The organism is Limosilactobacillus reuteri, assembly GCF_020785355.1.
Taxonomy (GTDB): Bacteria; Bacillota; Bacilli; order Lactobacillales; family Lactobacillaceae; genus Limosilactobacillus; species Limosilactobacillus reuteri_I.
The window spans coordinates 27,420-49,292 of sequence record NZ_JAJGVH010000066.1 but is presented as its reverse complement, the minus strand read 5'-3'; the positions used below and the strand labels follow the sequence as shown (position 1 = coordinate 49,292).

25 protein-coding genes, 1 pseudogene and 1 other annotated feature (1 of these 27 cut by a window edge) are annotated in these 21,873 nt (G+C 38.8%); of the genes and pseudogenes, 5 read left to right on the top strand and 21 right to left on the bottom strand.

The window, feature by feature from the left end; all coding sequences use genetic code 11:
* Positions 1-96, bottom strand: a sequence feature (ribosomal protein L10 leader region) (it extends 23 nt beyond the left edge of the window).
* A 46-nt stretch (positions 97-142) separates the two neighbouring features.
* From wecB to LMB56_RS03675, 15 genes are all read right to left on the bottom strand, one after another.
* A complete protein-coding gene (gene wecB / locus LMB56_RS03740) occupies positions 143-1,264 on the bottom strand; it encodes a non-hydrolyzing UDP-N-acetylglucosamine 2-epimerase (RefSeq protein WP_122480730.1) in 1,122 nt (373 codons plus the stop codon).
* Between the two features lie 16 nt (positions 1,265-1,280).
* A complete protein-coding gene (locus LMB56_RS03735) occupies positions 1,281-2,582 on the bottom strand; it encodes a glycosyltransferase (protein WP_122480729.1) in 1,302 nt (433 codons plus the stop codon).
* Between the two features lie 6 nt (positions 2,583-2,588).
* Entirely contained in the window at positions 2,589-2,723 is a 135-nt protein-coding gene (locus LMB56_RS10390) for a hypothetical protein (protein ID WP_003675926.1), read from the bottom strand.
* A gap of 256 nt (positions 2,724-2,979) precedes the next feature.
* Positions 2,980-4,173, bottom strand: coding sequence for an aminotransferase-like domain-containing protein (locus LMB56_RS03730; RefSeq protein WP_122480728.1), 1,194 nt, complete (start codon positions 4,171-4,173; stop codon positions 2,980-2,982).
* 175 nt (positions 4,174-4,348) lie between these two features.
* On the bottom strand, positions 4,349-5,041 hold the full coding sequence (gene rplA, locus LMB56_RS03725; protein ID WP_003666300.1) for a 50S ribosomal protein L1: 693 nt from the start codon (positions 5,039-5,041) through the stop codon (positions 4,349-4,351).
* A gap of 91 nt (positions 5,042-5,132) precedes the next feature.
* Positions 5,133-5,558: a 50S ribosomal protein L11 gene (gene rplK / locus LMB56_RS03720; protein ID WP_003666299.1), complete on the bottom strand. Its 426-nt coding sequence runs from the start codon at positions 5,556-5,558 to the stop codon at positions 5,133-5,135.
* A 139-nt stretch (positions 5,559-5,697) separates the two neighbouring features.
* A complete protein-coding gene (gene nusG, locus LMB56_RS03715; protein WP_003666296.1) occupies positions 5,698-6,240 on the bottom strand; it encodes a transcription termination/antitermination protein NusG in 543 nt (180 codons plus the stop codon).
* Positions 6,241-6,357: 117 nt separating this feature from the next.
* On the bottom strand, positions 6,358-6,534 hold the full coding sequence (gene secE, locus LMB56_RS03710; protein ID WP_003666294.1) for a preprotein translocase subunit SecE: 177 nt from the start codon (positions 6,532-6,534) through the stop codon (positions 6,358-6,360).
* Between the two features lie 11 nt (positions 6,535-6,545).
* Positions 6,546-6,695, bottom strand: coding sequence for a 50S ribosomal protein L33 (gene rpmG / locus LMB56_RS03705; protein WP_003666293.1), 150 nt, complete (start codon positions 6,693-6,695; stop codon positions 6,546-6,548).
* A 65-nt stretch (positions 6,696-6,760) separates the two neighbouring features.
* On the bottom strand, positions 6,761-7,510 hold the full coding sequence (gene rlmB, locus LMB56_RS03700; protein WP_003667343.1) for a 23S rRNA (guanosine(2251)-2'-O)-methyltransferase RlmB: 750 nt from the start codon (positions 7,508-7,510) through the stop codon (positions 6,761-6,763).
* Entirely contained in the window at positions 7,500-7,913 is a 414-nt protein-coding gene (locus LMB56_RS03695; RefSeq protein WP_003667341.1) for a Mini-ribonuclease 3, read from the bottom strand. The genes rlmB and LMB56_RS03695 overlap by 11 nt, the downstream gene beginning before the upstream one ends.
* Before the next feature lie 11 nt (positions 7,914-7,924).
* Positions 7,925-9,337 (bottom strand): cysteine--tRNA ligase, encoded by a 1,413-nt coding sequence (cysS, locus tag LMB56_RS03690; RefSeq protein WP_122480727.1) that lies wholly within the window; start codon positions 9,335-9,337, stop codon positions 7,925-7,927.
* 375 nt (positions 9,338-9,712) lie between these two features.
* Positions 9,713-10,864, bottom strand: coding sequence for a PIN/TRAM domain-containing protein (locus LMB56_RS03685; RefSeq protein WP_003675937.1), 1,152 nt, complete (start codon positions 10,862-10,864; stop codon positions 9,713-9,715).
* A gap of 18 nt (positions 10,865-10,882) precedes the next feature.
* Positions 10,883-12,256: a DNA repair protein RadA gene (gene radA / locus LMB56_RS03680; RefSeq protein ID WP_229283712.1), complete on the bottom strand. Its 1,374-nt coding sequence runs from the start codon at positions 12,254-12,256 to the stop codon at positions 10,883-10,885.
* Between the two features lie 25 nt (positions 12,257-12,281).
* The gene (locus tag LMB56_RS03675) at positions 12,282-12,818 is read right to left on the bottom strand and encodes a dCTP deaminase/dUTPase family protein (protein ID WP_035154966.1); all 537 of its coding nucleotides are present in this window, start codon (positions 12,816-12,818) and stop codon (positions 12,282-12,284) included.
* Positions 12,819-12,956: 138 nt separating this feature from the next.
* Here LMB56_RS03675 and LMB56_RS03670 point away from each other — a divergent pair, with 138 nt between their 5' ends.
* The 5 genes and pseudogenes from LMB56_RS03670 to LMB56_RS10470 all read left to right on the top strand — a co-directional run.
* On the top strand, positions 12,957-13,253 hold the full coding sequence (locus LMB56_RS03670; protein WP_229283709.1) for a GNAT family N-acetyltransferase: 297 nt from the start codon (positions 12,957-12,959) through the stop codon (positions 13,251-13,253).
* A gap of 11 nt (positions 13,254-13,264) precedes the next feature.
* Entirely contained in the window at positions 13,265-13,948 is a 684-nt protein-coding gene (rpiA, locus tag LMB56_RS03665; protein ID WP_003666281.1) for a ribose-5-phosphate isomerase RpiA, read from the top strand.
* Between the two features lie 28 nt (positions 13,949-13,976).
* Positions 13,977-15,317 (top strand): C1 family peptidase, encoded by a 1,341-nt coding sequence (locus LMB56_RS03660; RefSeq protein ID WP_153703220.1) that lies wholly within the window; start codon positions 13,977-13,979, stop codon positions 15,315-15,317.
* Positions 15,318-15,508: 191 nt separating this feature from the next.
* Positions 15,509-16,216 carry a DMT family transporter gene (locus LMB56_RS03655; protein WP_324294732.1) on the top strand — a complete coding sequence of 236 codons (708 nt, stop codon included), beginning with the start codon at positions 15,509-15,511 and terminating at the stop codon, positions 16,214-16,216.
* Between the two features lie 12 nt (positions 16,217-16,228).
* Positions 16,229-16,390, top strand: a pseudogene (locus LMB56_RS10470) (EamA family transporter); the annotation flags it as partial.
* A 55-nt stretch (positions 16,391-16,445) separates the two neighbouring features.
* Here LMB56_RS10470 and LMB56_RS03650 read toward each other — a convergent pair.
* From LMB56_RS03650 to LMB56_RS03625, 6 genes are all read right to left on the bottom strand, one after another.
* Positions 16,446-17,237 carry a transporter substrate-binding domain-containing protein gene (locus LMB56_RS03650; protein ID WP_219285206.1) on the bottom strand — a complete coding sequence of 264 codons (792 nt, stop codon included), beginning with the start codon at positions 17,235-17,237 and terminating at the stop codon, positions 16,446-16,448.
* A gap of 15 nt (positions 17,238-17,252) precedes the next feature.
* The gene (locus LMB56_RS03645; protein WP_229283707.1) at positions 17,253-18,002 is read right to left on the bottom strand and encodes an amino acid ABC transporter ATP-binding protein; all 750 of its coding nucleotides are present in this window, start codon (positions 18,000-18,002) and stop codon (positions 17,253-17,255) included.
* Between the two features lie 5 nt (positions 18,003-18,007).
* Entirely contained in the window at positions 18,008-18,709 is a 702-nt protein-coding gene (locus tag LMB56_RS03640) for an amino acid ABC transporter permease (RefSeq protein WP_019252233.1), read from the bottom strand.
* 26 nt (positions 18,710-18,735) lie between these two features.
* Positions 18,736-19,878 (bottom strand): trans-sulfuration enzyme family protein, encoded by a 1,143-nt coding sequence (locus LMB56_RS03635; protein WP_229283705.1) that lies wholly within the window; start codon positions 19,876-19,878, stop codon positions 18,736-18,738.
* 277 nt (positions 19,879-20,155) lie between these two features.
* Positions 20,156-21,022, bottom strand: coding sequence for an alpha/beta hydrolase (locus tag LMB56_RS03630; RefSeq protein WP_229283701.1), 867 nt, complete (start codon positions 21,020-21,022; stop codon positions 20,156-20,158).
* Positions 20,997-21,746, bottom strand: coding sequence for a 2,3-bisphosphoglycerate-dependent phosphoglycerate mutase (locus LMB56_RS03625; RefSeq protein ID WP_003667318.1), 750 nt, complete (start codon positions 21,744-21,746; stop codon positions 20,997-20,999). The genes LMB56_RS03630 and LMB56_RS03625 overlap by 26 nt, the downstream gene beginning before the upstream one ends.
* Positions 21,747-21,873: the final 127 nt, after the last annotated feature.

Sequence of the window (21,873 nt, the reverse complement as noted above, 5' to 3'; positions counted from 1 at the left end):
ACCGCAGACATAGAGAAGGAACTTTCATTTCTTCCTCGGCAGGCATTTGATTAAGGCTTTCGCCACCTGAGTCTTAGGCAGAGTCATATTTAATCAACTGTTACAGTTTAACATATTCTCTGAAGTTCTGTAAAGGGACTTTTTATAATTCTTTTTGAGTTGCTACCCATTTAGCAATAGCATCTAAAATTCGTTCACTTGCATGCCCATCCCCATAAGGATTCTGCGCCTCACTCATCTTATTATACTCTTCAGGACTATTTAATAGGGACGATAACTCTTTCGTTACATTATTAAATTGCGTACCGATCAATTTAAGAGTTCCAGCAGTTACCCCTTCCGGCCGCTCTGTAGTATCACGCAAAACTAGAACTGGTTTATGAAGTGCTGGTGCTTCCTCTTGAACCCCGCCCGAATCACTCATCACAAGTAAAGACTTACTCATAATATTATGAAAATCAACAACATCTAATGGCGAAATCAAATGAAAATGATTATCGTTTCCAAAAATTTTATTAGCAACCGCTTGAACTTTAGGATTCAGATGAACCGGATAAATAACGTCAATATCATTCCGTTGATCCACAATCTCTTTAATCGCCTTAAAGGTTTCTTCCATCGGTTTACCCCAATTTTCTCGCCGATGCATAGTAAGTAAAATAATCTTCTTGTCGGGATCAATTTCGTCTAATACTTGGTGATGATACGAATAATCAATCGTATACCGCAAAGCATCGATGGCAGTATTTCCCGTCACTATAATTCCATGCAGATGATTTCCCATTTTGAGATTGTTAGCACTTGTTTGAGTGGGAGCAAAATATAAATCAGCAAGATCATCAATCATTTGCCGGTTCATCTCTTCTGGATAAGGCGAATATTTATCCCATGTTCGTAAACCTGCTTCGACATGACCAATAGCAACCCGATTATAAAAGGCAACCAAAGCTGATGCGTAGGCTGAACTAGTATCACCATGAACTAGCACAATATCTGGTTGCTCTTTTTGAATAATCGGTTCAAGCTTCGTCATCGTTTCAATTGTAATTTCCGTTAGTGTTTGTCCAGGACGCATTATTTTCAAATCATAATCAGGGGTTATTTTAAAAACAGCTAAAACCTGTTGAAGCATTTCAGCATGCTGACCGGTCGAAACAACTACCGATGAAAAGCGCTCATCTTGCTCCAAGGCCTTGACTACTGGCCCCATTTTGATTCCCTCTGGACGAGTTCCAAATACCGTCATTACTTTAATCTTTCTCATCATATCTCCCCGCTATTCAAGAAACATTTTTTCCATGTTCCGTTTTTATCCACGAATTTTGGCGAAAACTCCACCGCCAATAAGCCATTATAATACTAAAAAATAAGATAACATACATATAGGAAAGTCCAAGCGGTAATAAGGCTAATTGATGCTTTTTTAAAGGTGGTTCATGATAGTGGGCTAAATCACGATAGTAAAATATCCCAAATATTATTCCCCAAAATAACGAAAAGACTACCAAGCCAGCCATCACTAATGAAAAAGTCATAAGAGTCAAGTGACCATAAAGATTATGCCAGTGAGTAAGGGTAATCGTCGTTAAAATAATAATCGCAACATCTGCCAGAAAATCGAGCCATGGTTGAAGCAGGAAATAATATATGCCAAGTTTCTGTGTCCTGCTTAAAACTCGGCTTTTAATAATTTGCGGAAGATACTTAAGACAATTTAAATCACCTTGCACCCACCGGCTTCGTTGTCGAACAAATCTTTTAGGGGACGTTAACGCTTCCTGGTAAACATATGTATCTGTCATATAATCAACATGCAATTTTTTCAGCATCATTTTTATCGTTAGTTCGTAATCATCTAAGAGCGCATTGCCCCATGGATGTGCGCCGATTTTATCAATAATTGGTGCAAGCCGGAAGAACTGGCCATTTCCACTCAAACCAACTGTTTTAGTATACATTCGCATGATCTGAGCCATATGATTAACACTAAAAAACTCAATATCTTGTAAAATCTGCAGCCAATTTTTAAAATGTGGATACATTTTAACTCGCATCTGAGTAATATTCGTCCTTGGCGAGGAAAAATAGGCATTTAATCGTTGCAGAGCATTATCAGCTAATTGAGCATCCGCATCCACTACGCCAATAATAACCTTTTCAAAGGGAACCCGCTGTCGGATAGTGATCTGACAAATATAATCTAGGGCAAAATTCAATACATCCCCCTTGCCTGTATGAGCATTAGGAAGATGCCGTCGCAAAAGGTGGACCCGTGAGTTAGTAATCTGCTTAATCTGACTAATTGAATCGTCACTACTAGCATCGTCTACTACCACTATTTCAAATTGCTTAAATCGCAATAAACATTTGATTGTTCGTTGAATAACTGCTGCTTCATTAAAACATGGAACAATAACATAATATTGTAAATTACGGTCAATTTTAGCTGGTTGCTGGTTTCCTGCAAAGTGATAAAAGTCCCGAGGATACGAAATCATCCGAAATAGCAGACTAATCAATGAATAAACCAAAAATATAAACAGCGCGATCCCCCAAATAAGCGTAAAAATTATGATTAGCATCGAGAATTATCCCTTTTTCATATTTTGGTGATAAATCAGCCAAAATAAAAAACTAACTGCAAAGGATATTACAAACATTATTATTAAAGTAAAGATAACGGCTACTGCCATTTCTGTATTATTGAAATCTATCATTGACATTATCAAAAACTCCTTTTCCCTTAAAAATTTTTGATAATGCTTATTACTATCCCAATTAGATAGCCAGAAACCCGAATATTTAAAACTTTTCAGCAATTAATATAATTATAATCACAATTAACTCAAAGTACAGAGGAAGTTTATTAACACAATTCATTTTCGGTAATAAAAAAGAGACTACGGAAAATGCTCCATAGTCTCCCAATCATTTAATTTTGTTTTTTATTAGGATTGTATTTATTAATGGCTGAAATAATTACTTATTAACTGCAGCTGTTAAGGCCGCTCCTAAACGTTTCAAACCAACTTCGATCTGGTCTTCTTTCATATTTGAATAGTTCAAACGGAAAGCACCAGGTTGAACTTCACCAGCAAAGAACGGATCACCTGGAACAAAGGCTACATCATGTTCAAGACATTCCTTAAATAACTCTACTGTATCATCAACACCAGGAACTTCTACCCACAAGAACATGCCACCTTCAGGATCCGTATATTTAACTCCTTCTGGGAAATACTTTTTAATTCCCTCAAGCATCAAATCTTTACGTTTGCCGTATAAAGCACTAATTTCTTTAACGTGGGCATCCACATCGTTATCGGCAAAGAATTGGGCAACCGCGAATTGAGCTAAGTTATCTGTATGGAGGTCAGCTGATTGCTTAAGAACCGTTAATTTATTAACTACATTTTTATCAGCAACCAACCATCCTAAACGAAATCCTGGGGCTAACGTCTTTGAAAATGTACTCATGTAAAGGACATGACCTGATTTATCAAATGACTTAACTGCTGGTACATGTTGGCCAGCAAAACGAATTTCACCATATGGATTATCTTCTAGTACATATACATCGTATTTTTCTGCTAATTCAGCTAACTGCTTTCGTCGTTCTTCAGTCATTGTTCGTCCAGTTGGATTTTGGAAATTTGGCACAGTATAGATGAGTTTGGTATTTGGATTAGCCTTTAGTGCTTCTTCTAAAGCATCCATCTTCATCCCATCTTCGTCCATCTCAACACTCGCAAAATTAGCACCGTAAGAACGAAAAACATCTAAAGCACAGAGGTACGTTGGCTGTTCAACTAATACAGTATCACCCGGGTCAACAAATGCCTTGCCCACTAAATCTAAGGCTTGTTCTGATCCCGTTGTTACTAAAACATTGTCTAATTCGGAATCCACATCTTCCTTTTCCTTTACATGTTGTTGGATAACCTCACGTAAAGCTGTGACTCCCTTCGCTGCCCCATACTGCATGGCTTCTTGACCGTGTTCTTCAAAAACTTTATCAACAGCTGCTTTCATTTCTTTAACAGGAAACAATTCGGGTGCCGGCAATCCCCCAGCAAATGAAATAATCTTAGGATCCGCCGCTGCTTGTAAAATTGCACCAACCGCATCCGTACCATCTGCTGGAACACGCTTTGAATATTTAAATTGTGTCATTGTCGTCACTCCTTAATTAGTTTTAAACTTAAATGATAAAATCTAATTATTTTTTAATCATTTTATCATTGGTTAATAATATAGCACAAGGAATCCCTATTGTGAAGTAAAAATTAAGATAAAAAAGACTTTGAGCAAAAAAACTCAAAGTCTTGTTAATTTTAATTAATTCAAATTAAAATGTAGTTAAATCAAGCGTAACACTTGGTCCAAATGTTGAAGAAATGGAAGCGTGCTTGATGTATGTTCCACGTACTGAAGCTGGACGAGCCTTAGCCACAATATCTTCTAAGGTAGCTAAGTTTTCAACTAACTTGTCAGTATCAAATGAAACCTTACCGAATGGTACAGCAACGTTACCATCACGGTCAGTCCGGTAAGTTACTTGACCAGCTTTGGCATCAGAAACAGCCTTAGCTACGTCCATTGTAACAGTACCAGTCTTAGGGTTTGGCATTAAGCCCTTAGGTCCAAGGACACGTCCTAAACGACCTACCTTAGGCATCATGTCTGGTGTTGCGATTGCAACATCAAAGTCAAGCCAACCGTCTTGAATCTTTTCTACTAAATCATCGTCGCCAACAAAGTCAGCACCAGCTTCTTGAGCAGCCTTAGCATTTTCACCATTAGCGAAAACAATAACTGTTTGATCCTTACCAGTACCGTTTGGTAAAACAACGGCACCACGTAATTGTTGGTCAGCTTGCTTTGTATCAACGTTTAAGTTAAATGCTACTTCGATAGTAGAGTCGAAGTTAGCGTAGGCAATATCTTTTACTAATTGGACAGCGTCTTTAACAGCGTATTCTTTCTTGCTGTCAACTTTCTTGAGCGCGTCTTGGTACTTCTTACCACGTTTTTTAGCCATCTTGTGTTTTCCTCCTTGCAAATGTGGTCTAACGGAGTTATACCTCCCACGTGGGTGCACTATTTTCATAGCGCATCCCGACTGCTAGTAATTAGTCTTCAACAGTGAAGCCCATGCTACGAGCAGTACCTTCAATCATGCGCATAGCTGCTTCTACGTCAGCTGCGTTTAGATCTTGCATCTTAGTTTCAGCGATTTCCTTAACTTGGTCCTTCGTTACTGAAGCAACCTTGTTTGTGTTAGGTTCACCGGAACCATGTTCAACACCAGCGGCCTTCTTTAGTAAGACAGCAGCAGGTGGCGTCTTAGTAATGAAGTCGAATGAACGGTCCTCATATACAGTAATTACAACTGGGATCAACATACCCTTTTGGTCTGCAGTCCGTGCGTTGAATTCCTTAGTGAAGCCCATAATGTTAATACCTGCTTGTCCAAGTGCAGGACCTACTGGTGGAGCTGGTGTAGCGGCACCGGCAGGAATTTGCAACTTGACAATGTTAGCTACTTTCTTTGCCACGAGACAAAACCTCCTTAGTCCGTGTTGTGGTCATGATGAGGCAGTAAGTTTTACCTCTCCCACAGTATGTTAATAGCATACTTAGAAAACATACCACAATTCTAAACTTATTTCAATAATTTTCAAAATATTAAACTAACTAAAATGTATCGATCTGATCAAAGCCTAATTCAGCAGCAGTTTCACGGCCGAACATTTCAACGGTCGCCTTAATCTTTTGCTTTTCGTGATCAACTTCTACAACCTTGGCAGTCATATTTGCAAAGGATCCTGCAATAACTTTTACAGTATCGCCTTCCTTAACATCAATGTCACTAACAGTTGTTTCAGTTCCCATCCGTTTCATAATCCGATCAACTTCTTCAGGAAGCAATGGGGTTGGCTTGGAACCACCACCGTGAGATCCTAAGAAACCAGTTACGCCGGGAGTATTACGAGCAATGTACCAAGCCTGATCAGTCATTACCATTTCAACTAAAACATAGCCTGGGAATGTCTTTTCAATTGTTTCTTTTGCTTGACCGTCCTTAACCTGGCGAACTTCTTCTTCAGGAACAACTACGCGAAAAATGTAGTCTTCCATTCCCATTGATTGAGCCCGTGATTCCAAGTTGCTCTTAACCCGGTTTTCGTAACCAGAGTAGGTATGGAGCACATACCAACGTTTTTCATGTGATTCCACGATGAATCCTCCTATCATAATTCAAATCATTTTTTCAGTAAAATAAAAAACTTCGTAATAGCTACGAAGTTCCCTTAGACTTAGTATAACAAACTAATTTCTATTTGACTACTAATGTTAAACAAAGAGTTTCATCATTAATTGAATTAACCAATCAAACAGAGCAAAGAATAGTACGAAGAACAGAGTCAATGAAACAACAATAGTCGTATCACGACGATTCTCTTTAGCTGTTGGCCATACAACTAGCTTCATTTCGTGGTTAACACTCTTAATAAATCGAATTAAGTGCATATTTTCCTCCACTATCTGCTTTCACGATGAATAGTATATTCACCGCAATGTTTACAGAACTTACGTAATTCTAATCGTTCTTGTCGTTGAGGGTTAGCGGTAATCGTATAATTACGCGCACCGCACTTTGTACATTCCAATGCTACTTTTTTCTGGGACATACTTATCACCTCCACACAGTACTTAGGTTAGCACGAATCAAGGTTTAAAAGCAATAAAATCAAAATTATTTTAAAGGATGACGAGAGTTGAAGCCTTGGTAGATCAATAAACTTGCCGCCACACTCGCATTTAAACTTTGAACATGACCAACCATTGGAATTGTTAGCATTTCATCACAAGTTTTCTTTAACAAGGATGAAATTCCTTTACCTTCATTGCCAATAACCAAAGCGACGGCACCATGCGCATCCCATGTTCGGTAATCTTTTCCTTTCATATCAGTACCAAACAGCCAAACGCCTCGTTCCTGCAATTCTTTAGCAGTTTGAACCAGGTTTGTTACTCGGGCAACTGGGACGTGTTCAATTGCTCCCGTAGATGTTTTAGCAACCACTGAAGTCAATCCTACTGCTCGTCGCCGTGGAATAATAATACCATGAACACCAGCGGCATCAGCTGTTCGCATGATTGAACCCAAATTATGCGGATCCTCTAGTTCATCAAGAATAAGGAAAAATGGATCTTCGTCATGCTTAGCCGCGTTATCAAAGAGGTCATCAATAGTTGCATATTGGTAGGCAGCTACAGCTAACACAACCCCCTGGTGATTTTGCCGGTCAGTCATCAAGTCCAATTTATTCTTAGGAACATTTGACACTACTAGGTGACGTTCCTTTGCTAGTTTAACAATCTGGGAAATAGCATCGGCCTTTAACCCCGACTGAATAAAAACCTTATTAATTTCTTGGTCAGATTTTAGTGCCATCACAGCCGGATGCCGACCAATAATAAAATCTGTATTCTCATTTTTCATGCGCTGTTCGCCCCGCTTCTACTTGTTTAATACACCATTGCGCCAATTCGGCCAACCGCTCTTCTTTCCCAGCTAATTTAAGGTAACCCATCACCGCTTCAAATCCGGTGGAAATCCGATAAGTCATGACTGATGTATTTTTAGCATGGGTATGACTATTAGCATTTCGGCCACGTTTGAAATACGACCATTCTTCATCTGACAATAACTTGTCTTCTTTCATCAGGTCAATGAGAGCCGCCTGTGCTTTTGCTGAAACATAGTGGGTAGCAATATGCTGCAATTTCGTTGGTTTGCTAATTCCCTTGGTTAAAAGATGCTGACGAATGTAAACCTCATAAGCTGCATCCCCTAAATAAGCCAAAGCAATTCCATTAAGTTGTCGATAGTCTGCTTGTACCATAAGGATCCTTTCTATTCCTTTTTGTAACGCGTTCCTTGAGGAGTATCTTCAAGAATAATCCCTTGTTTTTTAAGATTGTCTCGAATTTCATCACTTCGCGCAAAATCTTTATTCTTCCGTGCTATATTTCGTTCTTCAATCAATTGCTTAATCTTTTCATCATTGATTTGATTGTCACTTGCTTCAAGCTTAACGCCAAAAATACTCATCAATTCAACAAGCTCTTTTTTGATTGCTTGAATGGCACCTAAGCTAACATTATCTTGTTGAGCATAAACATTTGCATATTTAACTAATTCGTAGACTGTGGCAATCCCGTTTTGAACATTGATGTCATCATCCATTGCTGTAACAAATTGGTGATGGAATTGCTCAAGCCGATCAGTGACTTCTTGAACATCTCCCTCATCGGCATCTTGTTCACGATAAGTCAAGTTATCAAAGGCTGTTTGAATGTGATTAAGATTATTTTGCGCATCAGTTAGGTTTGCCTGGCTATATTGAATTGGACGCCGATATTGAGTAGTCGCCATAAAGAAACGTAAAACCTGAGGATCTACTTCCTTGATAATTTCATGAACAGTAATGAAATTATGGAGAGACTTACTCATCTTCTCGTTGTCTTTTCCAATTGTTACGAAGCCATTATGCATCCAGTAACGAACAAATTTTTGGCCCGTTTCTGCTTCACTTTGGGCAATCTCATTTTCATGGTGAGGGAATTCAAGGTCTTGTCCCCCCGCATGAATATCAATTGTCTTTCCCAAGTACTTAGTAGACATCACTGAACATTCGATATGCCATCCCGGACGACCTTTTCCCCATGGTGAATCCCAACTAATTTCGCCGGGCTTAGCTGCTTTCCATAAAGCAAAATCAAGCGGATCTTCCTTCTTATTAACCTCATCCGCACTAACATGTTCACTTGCCCCAACTTCAAGGTCATCAAGTGATTGCCCAGAAAGCTGTCCATAGTGGTTAAACTTTCGTGCCCGATAATAAACATCCCCATCTTTAGGGTAGGCATATCCTTTCTCCACTAATCCTTGCACGAATTTAATGATCTCCGTAATGTTTTCTGTTGCCCGGGGATGAAGAGTAGCTGGTTCAATATTAATCGCTGCGGTATCTTCCATAAAAGCATTGATATACTTCTCCGCTAATTGTGGAACGGTAATCTCTTGCTCGGCTGCCGCCTTAATCATCTTATCGTCAACGTCCGTAAAGTTTGAAACGTAATTTACTTTATATCCCTTAAATTCAAGATAACGCCGGACTGTATCAAAGGCGATCGCACTGCGCGCATTTCCAATATGAATGTAATTATAAACCGTCGGACCACAGACATACATGTTAACAACGCCTGGATGCAATGGCTTAAATTCTTCTTTTTTTCTTGTTAACGTATTGTAAATTGTTAGCATGTCTATCCGCTCCTTAAAAATCATTAATAAAGAATTAATTTGTACAGTTAATCTTACCACATTCCGTATTAGAATAGCATTTCTGATGATATTAATTTGTATCCAAAAAATTATTTACCATTTGGTCATACTTTCTTCACATTCTACTGTTATTATATATAGCGTAGTAAAGATGAACTTTACTACATCAATGAAACCTATTATTTTTCAATTACTCCTCCCAATAGTAACCGAAAAAAATATTTTCTTTTTTTACGAAATCTCCCCCAAGATTATCGTAATACTCCCTAAGAAGCAGCTTTTTCCCGAGCTGCTTCTTTTTTTGTTTAAAAAAATAGCTGGAAGTAAGAAAACTCTCTTCGCAGCCATTCTTTATTATTTTTTCTTGTCTTTATTATTCCGATTTTCTTTATGGTCTGTGTGCTCATCAATTCCTCGTTGTGAATGAAGCGGACGGGCAAATATCATTCGACCAGCGTCTGTCTGAAGCGCACTGGTTACTTCAACTTCAATTTGTTTATCCATGAAGTAACGACCATCTTCAACAACCACCATCGTTCCATCATCAAGGTAAGCAACACCCTGTTGTCGTTCAGTCCCTTTTTTCACAACAACAACCGTCATCGTTTCGCCCGGGATAACTCGTGGCCGCAATGATTTCGCCAAGTTATTAATATTCAGTACTTGAACGTTTTGGAATTGAATTACTTTATTAAGGTTATAATCATTTGTCACAATTACCCCATCGACTTTTTTAGCGAGGGCAATTAATTTACTATCAACCTCTGGAATATCTTCAAAGTCCCCATCATACATTTCGATTGGGACAATTTTCTCATTCCGTAACTTATTTAAAATATCAAGGCCACGGCGTCCACGAACACGCTTAATACTTTCGCCAGAGTCAGCGATATATTGCAATTCATATAAAACAAAGTTAGGAACCAGTAATGTCCCTTCTAAAAAACCTGTTTTGACCAAATCATAAATACGCCCATCAATCAAAATATTCGTATCTAAGATTTTATAATGATGGTAATTATCATCCTGGCGTTCAATTACATTTCCACCATCGTTTTTACTACTTTTGGCATGGGTAAATGCTTTGCGCCAATCATCTAACCGCGTCGTACCAATTCGAAAACCAAAATAACTAAAGACAATCATCAAGAGGATCGGCAAAATATTATTAATTACCGGAATCCTCGTTCTCCACAATGGAATCGAAATAAGAATTGCTAAAACTAAGCCAATAATCGTTAATAAGGTCCCAAAGAAAAGGTATACGGGACTACGCTTGGTTAGTTCTTTTTCGATTCGCTGGATCAACTTTTCAGTGCCGCTAGCCAATGGGAGTGATAATAGCCAGAAAATAAGTGCACCAATAATAATGTCGATAAATACTAATAATGCCGGATTAAGGGCGATGTTCAAAATCCCCCATAATAATGGCAAATAATAAAATCCCACTGCCGCGCCAACTAGAATATAAATGAGAGTAATCATTCTACGCCGCATTTGCTTCATCCTTTCAATTATTTATTTTTACCCCAACGCTAAATATAACGCTTCTTTCAGGGTTGAGACACCAATTACTTGAATATTAGTTGACGGTTTCCAACCCTTTAAATTATTTTTGGGAATAAAGATCCGTTTAAAGCCAAGTTTTTCTGCTTCAGCAACCCGCTGTTCAATGCGGTTTACCCGGCGAATTTCCCCAGTTAAACCTACTTCACCGACAAATGCGTCAGTTGGTTGGGTACCTTTATCCCGGTAACTAGAGGCAATGCTTACCGCAAGTGCTAAATCAATCGCTGGCTCATCTAATTTAACGCCCCCAGCTGCTTTTAAGTAAGCATCTTGATTTTGAAGCATTAAGTTAGCACGTTTCTCTAATACTGCCATTATCAATGATACTCGGTTTCGACTCAAACCGGTAGCAGTTCGCTGTGCATTTCCATAAACGGTCGGTGTTACCAGCGCCTGAATTTCCACTAAAATCGGTCGCGTTCCTTCTAATGAAACAACCACCGCTGAACCAGTTGCATCATGTAATCGTTCCTCTAAAAAGATTTCTGATGGATTTTTTACTTCCGTCAGCCCATTTGTATGCATCTCAAAAATACCAAGCTCGTTGGTTGAACCAAATCGATTTTTCACTGACCGCAAAATACGATATGTATGGTGCAGATCTCCTTCAAAATATAAAACCGTATCAACCATGTGCTCTAAAATCTTTGGACCGGCGATTGCACCACCCTTTGTCACATGACCAACAACAAAAATCGTAATGTTATTACTTTTAGCAATCTGCATTAACTGGGCGGTAACTTCACGAATTTGCGATACACTACCAATCGCTGAACTTACATCAGTTGCCTGCATCGTTTGCACGGAATCAATAACGACATACTCTGGCTTGAGGTCACGAATAGTATCCCGAATACTATCCATATTCGTTTCTGGATACACATAAAAGTCATCCCCAGCAACCTTCAACCGTTCCGCCCGCATTTTAATCTGTGTCCCGCTTTCTTCTCCAGACACATATAAAACTCGGTGATGCTCATCGCTTAATTGTCCAGAAACTTGTAAAAGGAGGGTGGATTTCCCAATTCCGGGATCCCCACCAATTAGAATTAGTGATCCGGGAACGATTCCCCCACCTAAAACGCGATTTAACTCATTCAATTTTGTTTTAACGCGGGGAGTCTCTGTACTATTAATCTCATTAATTTTCTGTGGTTTAGCAACTAAGCCGGTTAAGGTGGTAGTTGCTTTTTTTGTTGGTGCAGAACTGGCTTCTACCTGTTCTTCTACTAAAGTATTCCACTCACCACAATTTGGACACCGGCCTAAGTAGCGTGGTGAGTTGTAACCACAGTTTTGGCAAACATATTGTGTTCGAACTTTTGCCATCGCTTTAATTCCTCTCTAAGTTTATTTATTCTTTTGTTGAACCAAAGCCGCCAGTCCGTTTAGCGGTTGGTTGTTCTTCACTATCAGCAGTTAAATAAGGCATAAAAATCCCCTGACCGATCCGTTCTCCCTTTTTTATATGATAATCTCGTAACCCATAGTTAATAAGCTGGAAGAAAATTTCCCCTTCATTACTATCATTATCATAATAGTCTGCATCCACAATGCCGATTCCATTTGGTAAAATCAGGCGGCGTTTAAAAGGACCACTTGACCGGTTAGCTAATAAGAGAAATTCATCAGGTTGCATGTAGGCTTTGATGCCAGTTGGTACTAAGTATGGCTTTAAGCAGGAATCAGCAGCCTTAAACTCTTCATCAGTCAGCTTTTTTTGTTGATGAATTTGCCAAAGCGCCTTTAAGAAATTGCCTTTCCAAATTGATGGCAGAACAAAATCTTCTGATGCCTCAAAATCATATCCGGCTGCCCGCGTTGTTTGGCGTTGGGGTAAATGTATATCTTGGTCTTTCTTACTAGAAACAATCTTAAATCCACGTTTCATTACGTTCACCTCATAGTGTTTTATTCTTAATAATTCCAGTATACTATTATATGCTAGATAATAAGTTAATGGTATCGCTTTGATAACTTGACTTTTAAAAGCAGTTTATCGAAAATTATTATGAAAGGATGTGTTTATATGCAATATCGAGTTGATGGTCAGCGTATCATTGCTTTTGACGCTCAAGAACCTTTAGTTGGCGAGATTAGTTTTCCAAAAGTCCCAGATACAAATGATCACGTTGTCGTTGAACGAGTTTTTGTGCAACCAACTTACCGTGGACAAGGAATTGCAGCTGAACTAGTGCGTCAATTTGTGGATTATGCAACAAAAGAACAATACACTGTCAAGCTCATGTGCCCATATGCGGTAGCGCAATTCAAACTACATCCAGAATATCAGCAACTATTGCCAGTTGCAGATCGCTTTAATTAGGAGGAATATTAATGGATCAAAATGCATTAAAAGAACAAACAGGTAAGGAATCAGTTAAGTACATTAAATCCGGGATGATTGTCGGTCTCGGAACTGGATCAACTGTTAAATATATGGTTGATGAACTTGGTAAACAAGTCCAAGAAGGTAAGATTAAAGACATTATCGGTGTAACAACTTCAAACCGAACTGCTAAGCAAGCACGCGATCTTGGAATTACAATTAAAGATATTGATGACGTTGACCACATCGATTTAACTATTGACGGGGCCGATGAAATCAGTGATGACTTCCAAGGAATCAAAGGTGGCGGTGGTGCCCTCCTTTGGGAAAAGATCGTTGCCAATGCTTCAAATAAAGTAATGTGGATTGTCGACGAAAGTAAACTTGTCCACAAACTTGGTGCTTTCCCTCTTCCTGTTGAAGTAATTCCATTCGGTTCTCAACATGTCTTTGACCGTCTTGAAAAGAAAGGTTACAAGCCAACTTGGCGGATGGATGGAGATAAAAAGTTCCGTACCGATGAAAATAACTATATCATTGACCTTCACCTTGGCGAAATTGATGATCCTAAGGCCTTAGCCGACGAATTGATCCACATGGTTGGAATTGTTGAAACTGGTTTATTCTTAAATCGAGTTAACGACGTAATTGTTGGTACTCCAGAAGGTCCAAAGGTATTGCACGCTCGTTAATTCAATCTATTCAAAGGAGATATTGCAAATGAGCTTTTCAATTAATAAAGAAGATATCGCTAGTTTTCATAAAAACTACCGTCATCACCCTAACAGCAGTGTCTTAGAAAATACTGTTACAAAAAACGGGGTACGGAATGCAAGCTTTAATTGGCATTCAATTGCTGATAATACTCCTCATTTCTCTATTGACCTCAAGACGGGGGACGTTGCTGATCAAAAGCAATCCGGTCGTTGTTGGATGTTTGCGGCACTGAACACAATGCGTCATGATATGCAGCAAAAATTTAACTTACCTGATAATTTTGAACTTTCCCAAGCCTATCAGTTCTTCTGGGATAAGTTTGAGAAATCTAATTACTTCTACCAAAACGTAATTAAGACTGCTAAAAAGCCTACCGACAGCCGAAAAGTTTCATGGTTAATGAACGAACCACAAAACGATGGTGGCCAATGGGATATGCTTTGCGCCCTTATCAGCAAGTATGGAGTTATGCCAAAAGCCGCAATGCCCGAATCATTCAACTCTTCTAACTCACGGGGAATTGATGAAGTTTTAAACAACAAGCTTCGTCACGATGCCGTTATTTTACGGAAGATGATTAACGAAGATCATGCAAATGAAGAAGCAATCGATGAAACACGCCGGAAGATGTTGAATGAAAATTACCGGATGCTTGCTTACACGTTTGGTGAACCAGTTAGTCACTTTGACTTCGAATATCGGACAAAGAAGGATAACGAATTCCACCGCGATACTAACCTTACTCCTCAAGAATTCTTTAAGAAGTATGTTGGTTGGAACCTCGATGACTATATCTCAATCATCCAAGCACCGACTGCTGATAAAAAGTACCACCAAACTTACACCATCGATATGCTTGGTAATGTCGTTGGCGGTCGTGAAATCAAGCACTTAAACCTGCCAATGGATGAATTTAAGCAACTCGCGATTGAACAATTAAAGAATGGCGAAAGTGTTTGGTTTGGTTCAGATGTTATTAAATATTCAGAAACTAAACTTGGGATTATGGCCCTTAACACCTATGACTACGACAAACTATTTGACATTGATCTTGAAATGACTAAAGCTGAAGCACTTGATTATGGTGAAAGCATGATGGATCACGCAATGGTTATCACTGGTGTTGACCTTGTCGATGGTAAGCCAACAAAGTGGAAAGTTGAAAACTCATGGGGTAACAAGGTCGGCCATAAAGGTTACTTTGTTATGAGTGATGATTGGATGGACAAGTACTGCTACCAAGTCGTTATTAATAAGAAGTACCTTAGCGAAGATCTTAAACGTGATTACGCTAAGAGCCCCGTTGTTCTTAAGCCTTGGGATCCAATGGGAACTTTAGCATAATAATTTAACATTAATTTGTGAAAAAGTTGTGATAGATTTATATTTATCACAGCTTTTTTATTTACAGATAATAATGTTATACTTATTATTACTATTTTAAGAAGGGAGTCATTCCTAATGATTTTTGCACCATTACGTGAATGTGATGTGCCAGCTCTCCATTAAAAAAATTTTAATGGAGGGATTAATAAATGAAAAAATCAAATAAAGTTCTAGGAAGTATTCTCTTAAGCCTCGCAGCAAGTATTTGGGGCGGGATGTTTGTGGTGGTAAAAAGTATTGTGACAGTCATCCCACCGATTGAACTAGTATGGCTACGATATGTGATCGCATTTTGGGCCCTACTATTTTACTGTTGCTTAAAAAAGCTTAAGTGGCATTGGGATTGGAAGAATTGCAGTTTAATTATTATTGCCGGAATCATTGGCAATACAATTTCAATAGTAACGCAGGAAACAGGAACATGGCTTTCGTCAGCACAATTGGGTTCGGTTATTACGACCGCTACCCCAACTTTTATGGTAATTTTTGCATGGCTTTTGCTTCATGAACAGATTACCAAAGTTAAAGTAATATCTTTAATATTGGCAACAGTCGGTGTCATTTCAATCGTGGGGATTCATCCTACAGGAGGTCATGGTCTACTAGGAATCATGATGCTTATCATTGCGGCACTTACTTGGGCACTCATGTCAGTTATCAATAAAATGATTGATCCACAATATGATGTCTTAGAGATTACTACTATTTCTGTTTTGGTTGCTATCTGCTGTCTGACTCCCTTTGTCATCCATAATTGGTCAGGGACACTCAGCCATGTTAATTTCTTAGCTTTTAACATCTGGGGATCACTTATTTATTTAGGCGTTATTTCTACAGCAACTGCTTTTGTAATGTAGAATCAAGGGTTAAAGTACCTTAATGCCGCTAGTTCTGGACTATTCTTCTTGTTCCAACCGGTTGTAGGAACTTTACTCGGTTGGTTATTACTTCATGAGCAAATAACCTGGGGCTTTTTGATTGGCGCGTTTCTAATTGCTGGAAGTATTTGGTATTCAATCAGATTTTCTTAACATAATTAAAAGATCTCTAACACTGTAACACACAGACGTTGGAGATCTTTTTTAATTATTCAGTAATATCTGCACCGAAGTACTTTTCAGATAGCTTCTTAACTGTTCCATCTTGTTGAAGTTCCTTAAGCGCCTTGTTGTAAGAAGATTGAATAGCAGTATCTTTCTTGTTAAAAAGCGCTGAAATTTTGGCTGGATCTTGTTCACTAGAAACGTCAATCATCTTGAGACCCTTAGTACTATTATTCTTGCTGTAAGCGTACCATGCTTCACGGGAGTTAACTGTTCCGGCAGCCCGCCCCTGCTTGATCATATCTAAGGAACTAGCAAAATCGCCATTTGGTGTAAGGCTACCTTTATATTTTTTAACCACATTCGCATTATTAGTTCCTGTACCAGCAATAATCTTCTTGCCTTTAATATCCTTCAAGCTCTTAATATTACTATCAGCAGGAACAATTAATGCAAACCGTGACTTGATATATGGAGTAGAGAAATTATATTGCTTGGCCCGTTCAGGTGTCTGTGTAATGTTGTTCATTACTACGTCAAACTTGCCTGAACCAAGACCGGCAATTAGCGAATCCCATTTAGTTGGTACAAACTTAGCTTTTAAGCCCATCTTTTTAGCAACTGCTTTACCAAGGTCTACTTCAAAACCAGTTAATTTGTTATTTTTACGATAAGAGTACGGGGAGTAAGTTCCCTCAAGGCCAATTGTCAATTCTCCCTTATGAACTAATTCTGAATTAACAGCTGATGAAGCAGCAGAAACACTTGTGATTCCTGCAGAGGTACCGACTGTTAAGGCTGCAATTGTTAATAGTGCTTTCTTCCAAAATTTCATTATTCTAAACTTCCTTTATTTTAAATTTTCCATTGTCATTGAGGCGATAAAGTTTTTAATTCGTTTATTTGGATTATCGGGAGCAAAAAACTCGTCTGGAGTACCATCATATAAAATTTCGCCGTTTTCCACAAAAATAATCTTATCCGCAACATGTTTAGCAAAGACCATGTTATGAGTAACAATTACCATTGATTGTTTTTCTTCAGCTAATTGCAACAGAACCTTCAACACACTAAGCTCTAATTCTGGATCAAGAGCAGAAGTCGGTTCATCAAGTAAGATATACTTTGGTGACATTGCCAATGCCCGGGCAATCGCCACCCGCTGTGCCTGTCCGCCAGATAATTCATTCGGATAGGCATCTCCGTAATCTGCTAAGCCCACTTTAGCAAGTAAATTATGCGCGTTTGCAATTGCTTCCTTTTTCGCCTGTTTCAAAACCTGTGTTGGTCCTTCAATAATGTTACCAAGGACAGTTTTATTAGGGAAAAGATTGTAGTCTTGGAAAACCATCCCTGTTTCTTGACGAATTGCCAACTTATCTTTATTGCTTATTTTTTGACTGAAATCCAAATGATGATCATCAAAATCGTACTGGCCGCTCTCTGGCATTACTAGTAAGTTAAGTGAGCGAAGAATTGTTGATTTACCCGATCCAGATGGACCAACCATTACTGTTGTTTTACCTATAGGAAACTCTAACGTGGTATTTTTCAAGACATTTTTATTACCAAAACTTTTATTAATATTTGTTAATTTCATTTTTCTCACCTATTATTTGCATTTACTTGACGGTCTACTACCCGCTCAAGATATCCTTGGAAATAAGATAAGATTGTCGTAAAGACCGCATAAACCATAGCTACCAAAGTATACATAAGCAATGGTTGATAGTTTTCGGCCGCAATCTGTTGACTAACAGCAAACATTTCCATAATTGTAATTGAAGCAGCCAATGAGGTGTCCTTGACCAAACTTATAAAACTGTTTGATAAGGGCGGTAAAGCTACTCTTAAGGCTTGTGGTAAAATAATTCGCCATAAGATTTGCAACCGCGTCATTCCGATAGCTGCGCCTGCTTCCCATTGCCCAGTTGGAACAGAGCTGATTGCTGCCCGAATTGTTTCGGAAGCATAAGCCCCAGTGTTTAGTGAAAATGTAATAATGCCGGCTGTAAATGGTTCAAGTTTTATTCCATGGGGTAAAACGCCCTTGATCCTTAAATATGGCAGCCCAAAGAATACAATAAATAATTGAACTAGCAGCGGTGTTGACCGAAAAAGCCAGACATAAAAACTAGCAATCCATTTAAGAATCATGAATGCGCCACGTTGACGAGAGAGACGAATTAAAGCTGTTACTAGTGCAATAATCAGTCCAAAGAAAAATGAAATAATCGCTAACGGAATCGTATATTTAAATCCCGCTGCTAAGAGTTGTGGTAAAGATGTCTTGATAATTTCCCACATAAGTCACAGTTTCCCTTCTTCTATAATTAGTCTAATTTTTTAAGTGCTTGTTGCAAGTCAGCAATAATATCTTCAGGGTCCTCAATTCCCACTGAAAGACGAATCAACTCATCTTTAATTCCGTTTTCTAATCGTATTTCCCGGGGAATAGATCCATGGGTCATGACAGCTGGAACTTCAATCAAACTTTCAATTCCCCCTAAGCTTTCGGCAAGATCAATTAATTGTAGACTTTCAACAAACTTCTTCGCATCTAAACCATCCTTAAGTTCAAAGGAGATCATTGCTCCAAAGTTCCGCATTTGCTTAGCCGCAATCTCATGACCAGGAAAATCTTTTAAGCCTGGATAATAAATTTTTCCAATATGGTCATCGTTTTGGAGGAAGTTAATAACTTCATTCGCATTTTCTTGGTGAACGCGCATCCGGGCACCAAGAGTTTTCATCCCCCGTTGTAATAGCCAACTATCGTCAGGGCCAAGTGTACTACCGATTGAGTTTTGCAGGAATGCTAATTGGTCAGCAATCTCATCATCGTTAGTAACTGCTAATCCGGCAACAACATCACTATGGCCGCCTAAATATTTGGTTGCGGAGTGAACAACAATGTCTGCTCCAAGGGTTAATGGTTGTTGGTTATAAGGGGTAGCAAAGGTATTATCAACAATTGTCTTTATTCCATGCTTCTTTGCGATGTCAGCAATTGCTTTAATATCAGCGATTTGTAAGAGCGGATTAGTCGGTGTTTCAAAGTAAACTGCAACGGTATTATCTTGAATTGCATTTTCTACTGCTTCAAGGTCTTGCATGTCAACAACAGTAAATTCAAGGCCAAAGCGTTTTAATACCTTATTGATTAACCGGAATGTTCCCCCGTATACATCACTACCAACTACAAAATGATCGCCTTGAGAGAATAAAGAAAAAGTAGCATGAATAGCAGCAGATCCGGAAGCAAATGCAAAGCCAGCTGTTCCATGCTCAAGCTCTGCGATTAATTTTTCAAGAGATGCACGTGTTGGGTTTCCTGTCCGAGAATATTCCCATTTAGGTTCACCGCCAAGAACGTGTTGATGGAATGTTGATGAGCGGTAGATCGGTGTTGAAACAGCACCAGTTGTTGGATCTTCACTATTACCGCCATGAATTAATTGTGTGTTGAATTTCATAATATCTATCTCCTTTAGAATGCAAAAACGAATACAAAAAAGGCGCAAACTCAAGAACTTCTCACTTGAATTTGCGCCTTATGCATTTATTCCCGATTACGTTAGCAGTTACTCAACTAAAAGTAAGCACGCCAAACTGTGGGTCGCATAAGACGCGATCCACAACAACAAACAGTAGCGTTAATTAATTGTTTGTTAAACATGACGTGTTCCTCCTAACTTAGTATGTCAAAATCATAACTTATAAAAAATAAGTTGTCAATACAATTTCTAAAATTTATTTAAATTGATCGTCAAGAAACTTCTGCACAATGTTATAAATTGTTGGACTCCAGAAATCTCGTTCATGGTTCGCACCCTTAACCCGGTACGCTTCAACAGAATTTCCATTATCCTTCAACCGCATATACATTTTTTCCATTTGTTCATATGGAACAACTTTATCAGCATCGCCATGGAACAATAAGAATGGTGGATAGTTTTGACCATCTTTGACTTGATATAAGGGACTCATTTGTTTTTCAATTTCTGGCCACTTTGATACATCAGAGCCTAATAAGCAATATTGCAGTAGCTTATTTCCCGGAACGTTAGCATCATACTCAAACGTCTTTTCCACGTCCATTGGGGCAAAACAACTAACCACAGCGTCTACTGCATCCGATTCATCTTGATAAAGGTCAACCTTGTAGCGCGGATCATCACCCGTTAAGCCGACTAGCATTGCCGCATTGGCCCCAGAGGAAGTTCCCCAAACTGCAACCTGTTGCGGATCAATTGCATATTTTTGCGCATTGGCCCGTAAGAAACGAATGGCAGTCTTAACATCTTGCAAAAAGGCAGGAAATGGGTGGCCATCAATTGAACTACGGTGTTGAACAGTCGCTACAATATAACCGGCCCGAACAAATTGAACTAGTTGTGGAATTTCTTCGCCCATTTTTGGTGTTCGCCACGAGCTTCCTTGAACAAAGACAATCAATGGTCGCGGTTCAGTTTGATATTGTTTCGGAAAACGTTGCGTCCACGGTGCTAAAAGAGACATATGTAATGCCTCCCCATCCATTGCACCATAAACAATATTTTCAATCAAGCGTACTTGACCGCTTAACGTTGGGTTATTTGCTAATTCGTGTATTGTCATCAATTTCACCATCCATTGTTATAAAAGTCTTTTTAATGACATTAAGATGATCATCAAAGCGATATAAGATGGGCTTGCCATTTGGAACTTCCACTTTATCAATATCATCATCTGAAATACCATCTAAATATTTAATTAGTGCCCGCAAAGAACTACCATGGGCAACAATTAACTGATTATGTCCGTCAATTAAACGAGGCGCAATATGGTCTTGCCAATATGGGAGGAGTCGTTGGAGCGTCATTTCTAAACTTTCACTAAGCGGAATCTTAACTCCTAAGCGATCATAGCGGCGATCATGCTGGCGCTCTTTTAATTGTGGCGGTAAGTCTTTAAAACCGCGTCGCCATTTATGAAGCTGTTCGGCACCAATTTCTTTCTTCACTTCATCTTTGTTCCGACCACTCAATGCCCCATAATGACGTTCATTTAGTCGCCACGTTTTATGGACTGGAATATATAACTGATTAATTTCTTCTAGGATAATATTAGTTGTCATGATTGCCCGTTCCATGTAGGACGTATACGCATCACTAAATTGGATACCTAGTCTTAGCAATTCTTTACCTACTAATTCACCCTGTTCAATTCCTTTAGGAGTCAACGGAACATCAGTCCAGCCAGTAAAAATATTATCACGATTAGCTTGACTTTGCCCATGACGTACAATTACTAATTCTGCCATTTTTTCACTCCCCTTTGCCACTATCTTATAATAGCGCATTTTACTACTGCTTAACAATCAAACTAGCTGCAGAAGGTTATTTTACAGCCAACTTTTCTGCCGTATAATTATTAAGACAAGTATTTGAGGAAAGGAAAAATTAAACTGGTTTAGTTTAATTCTCAAT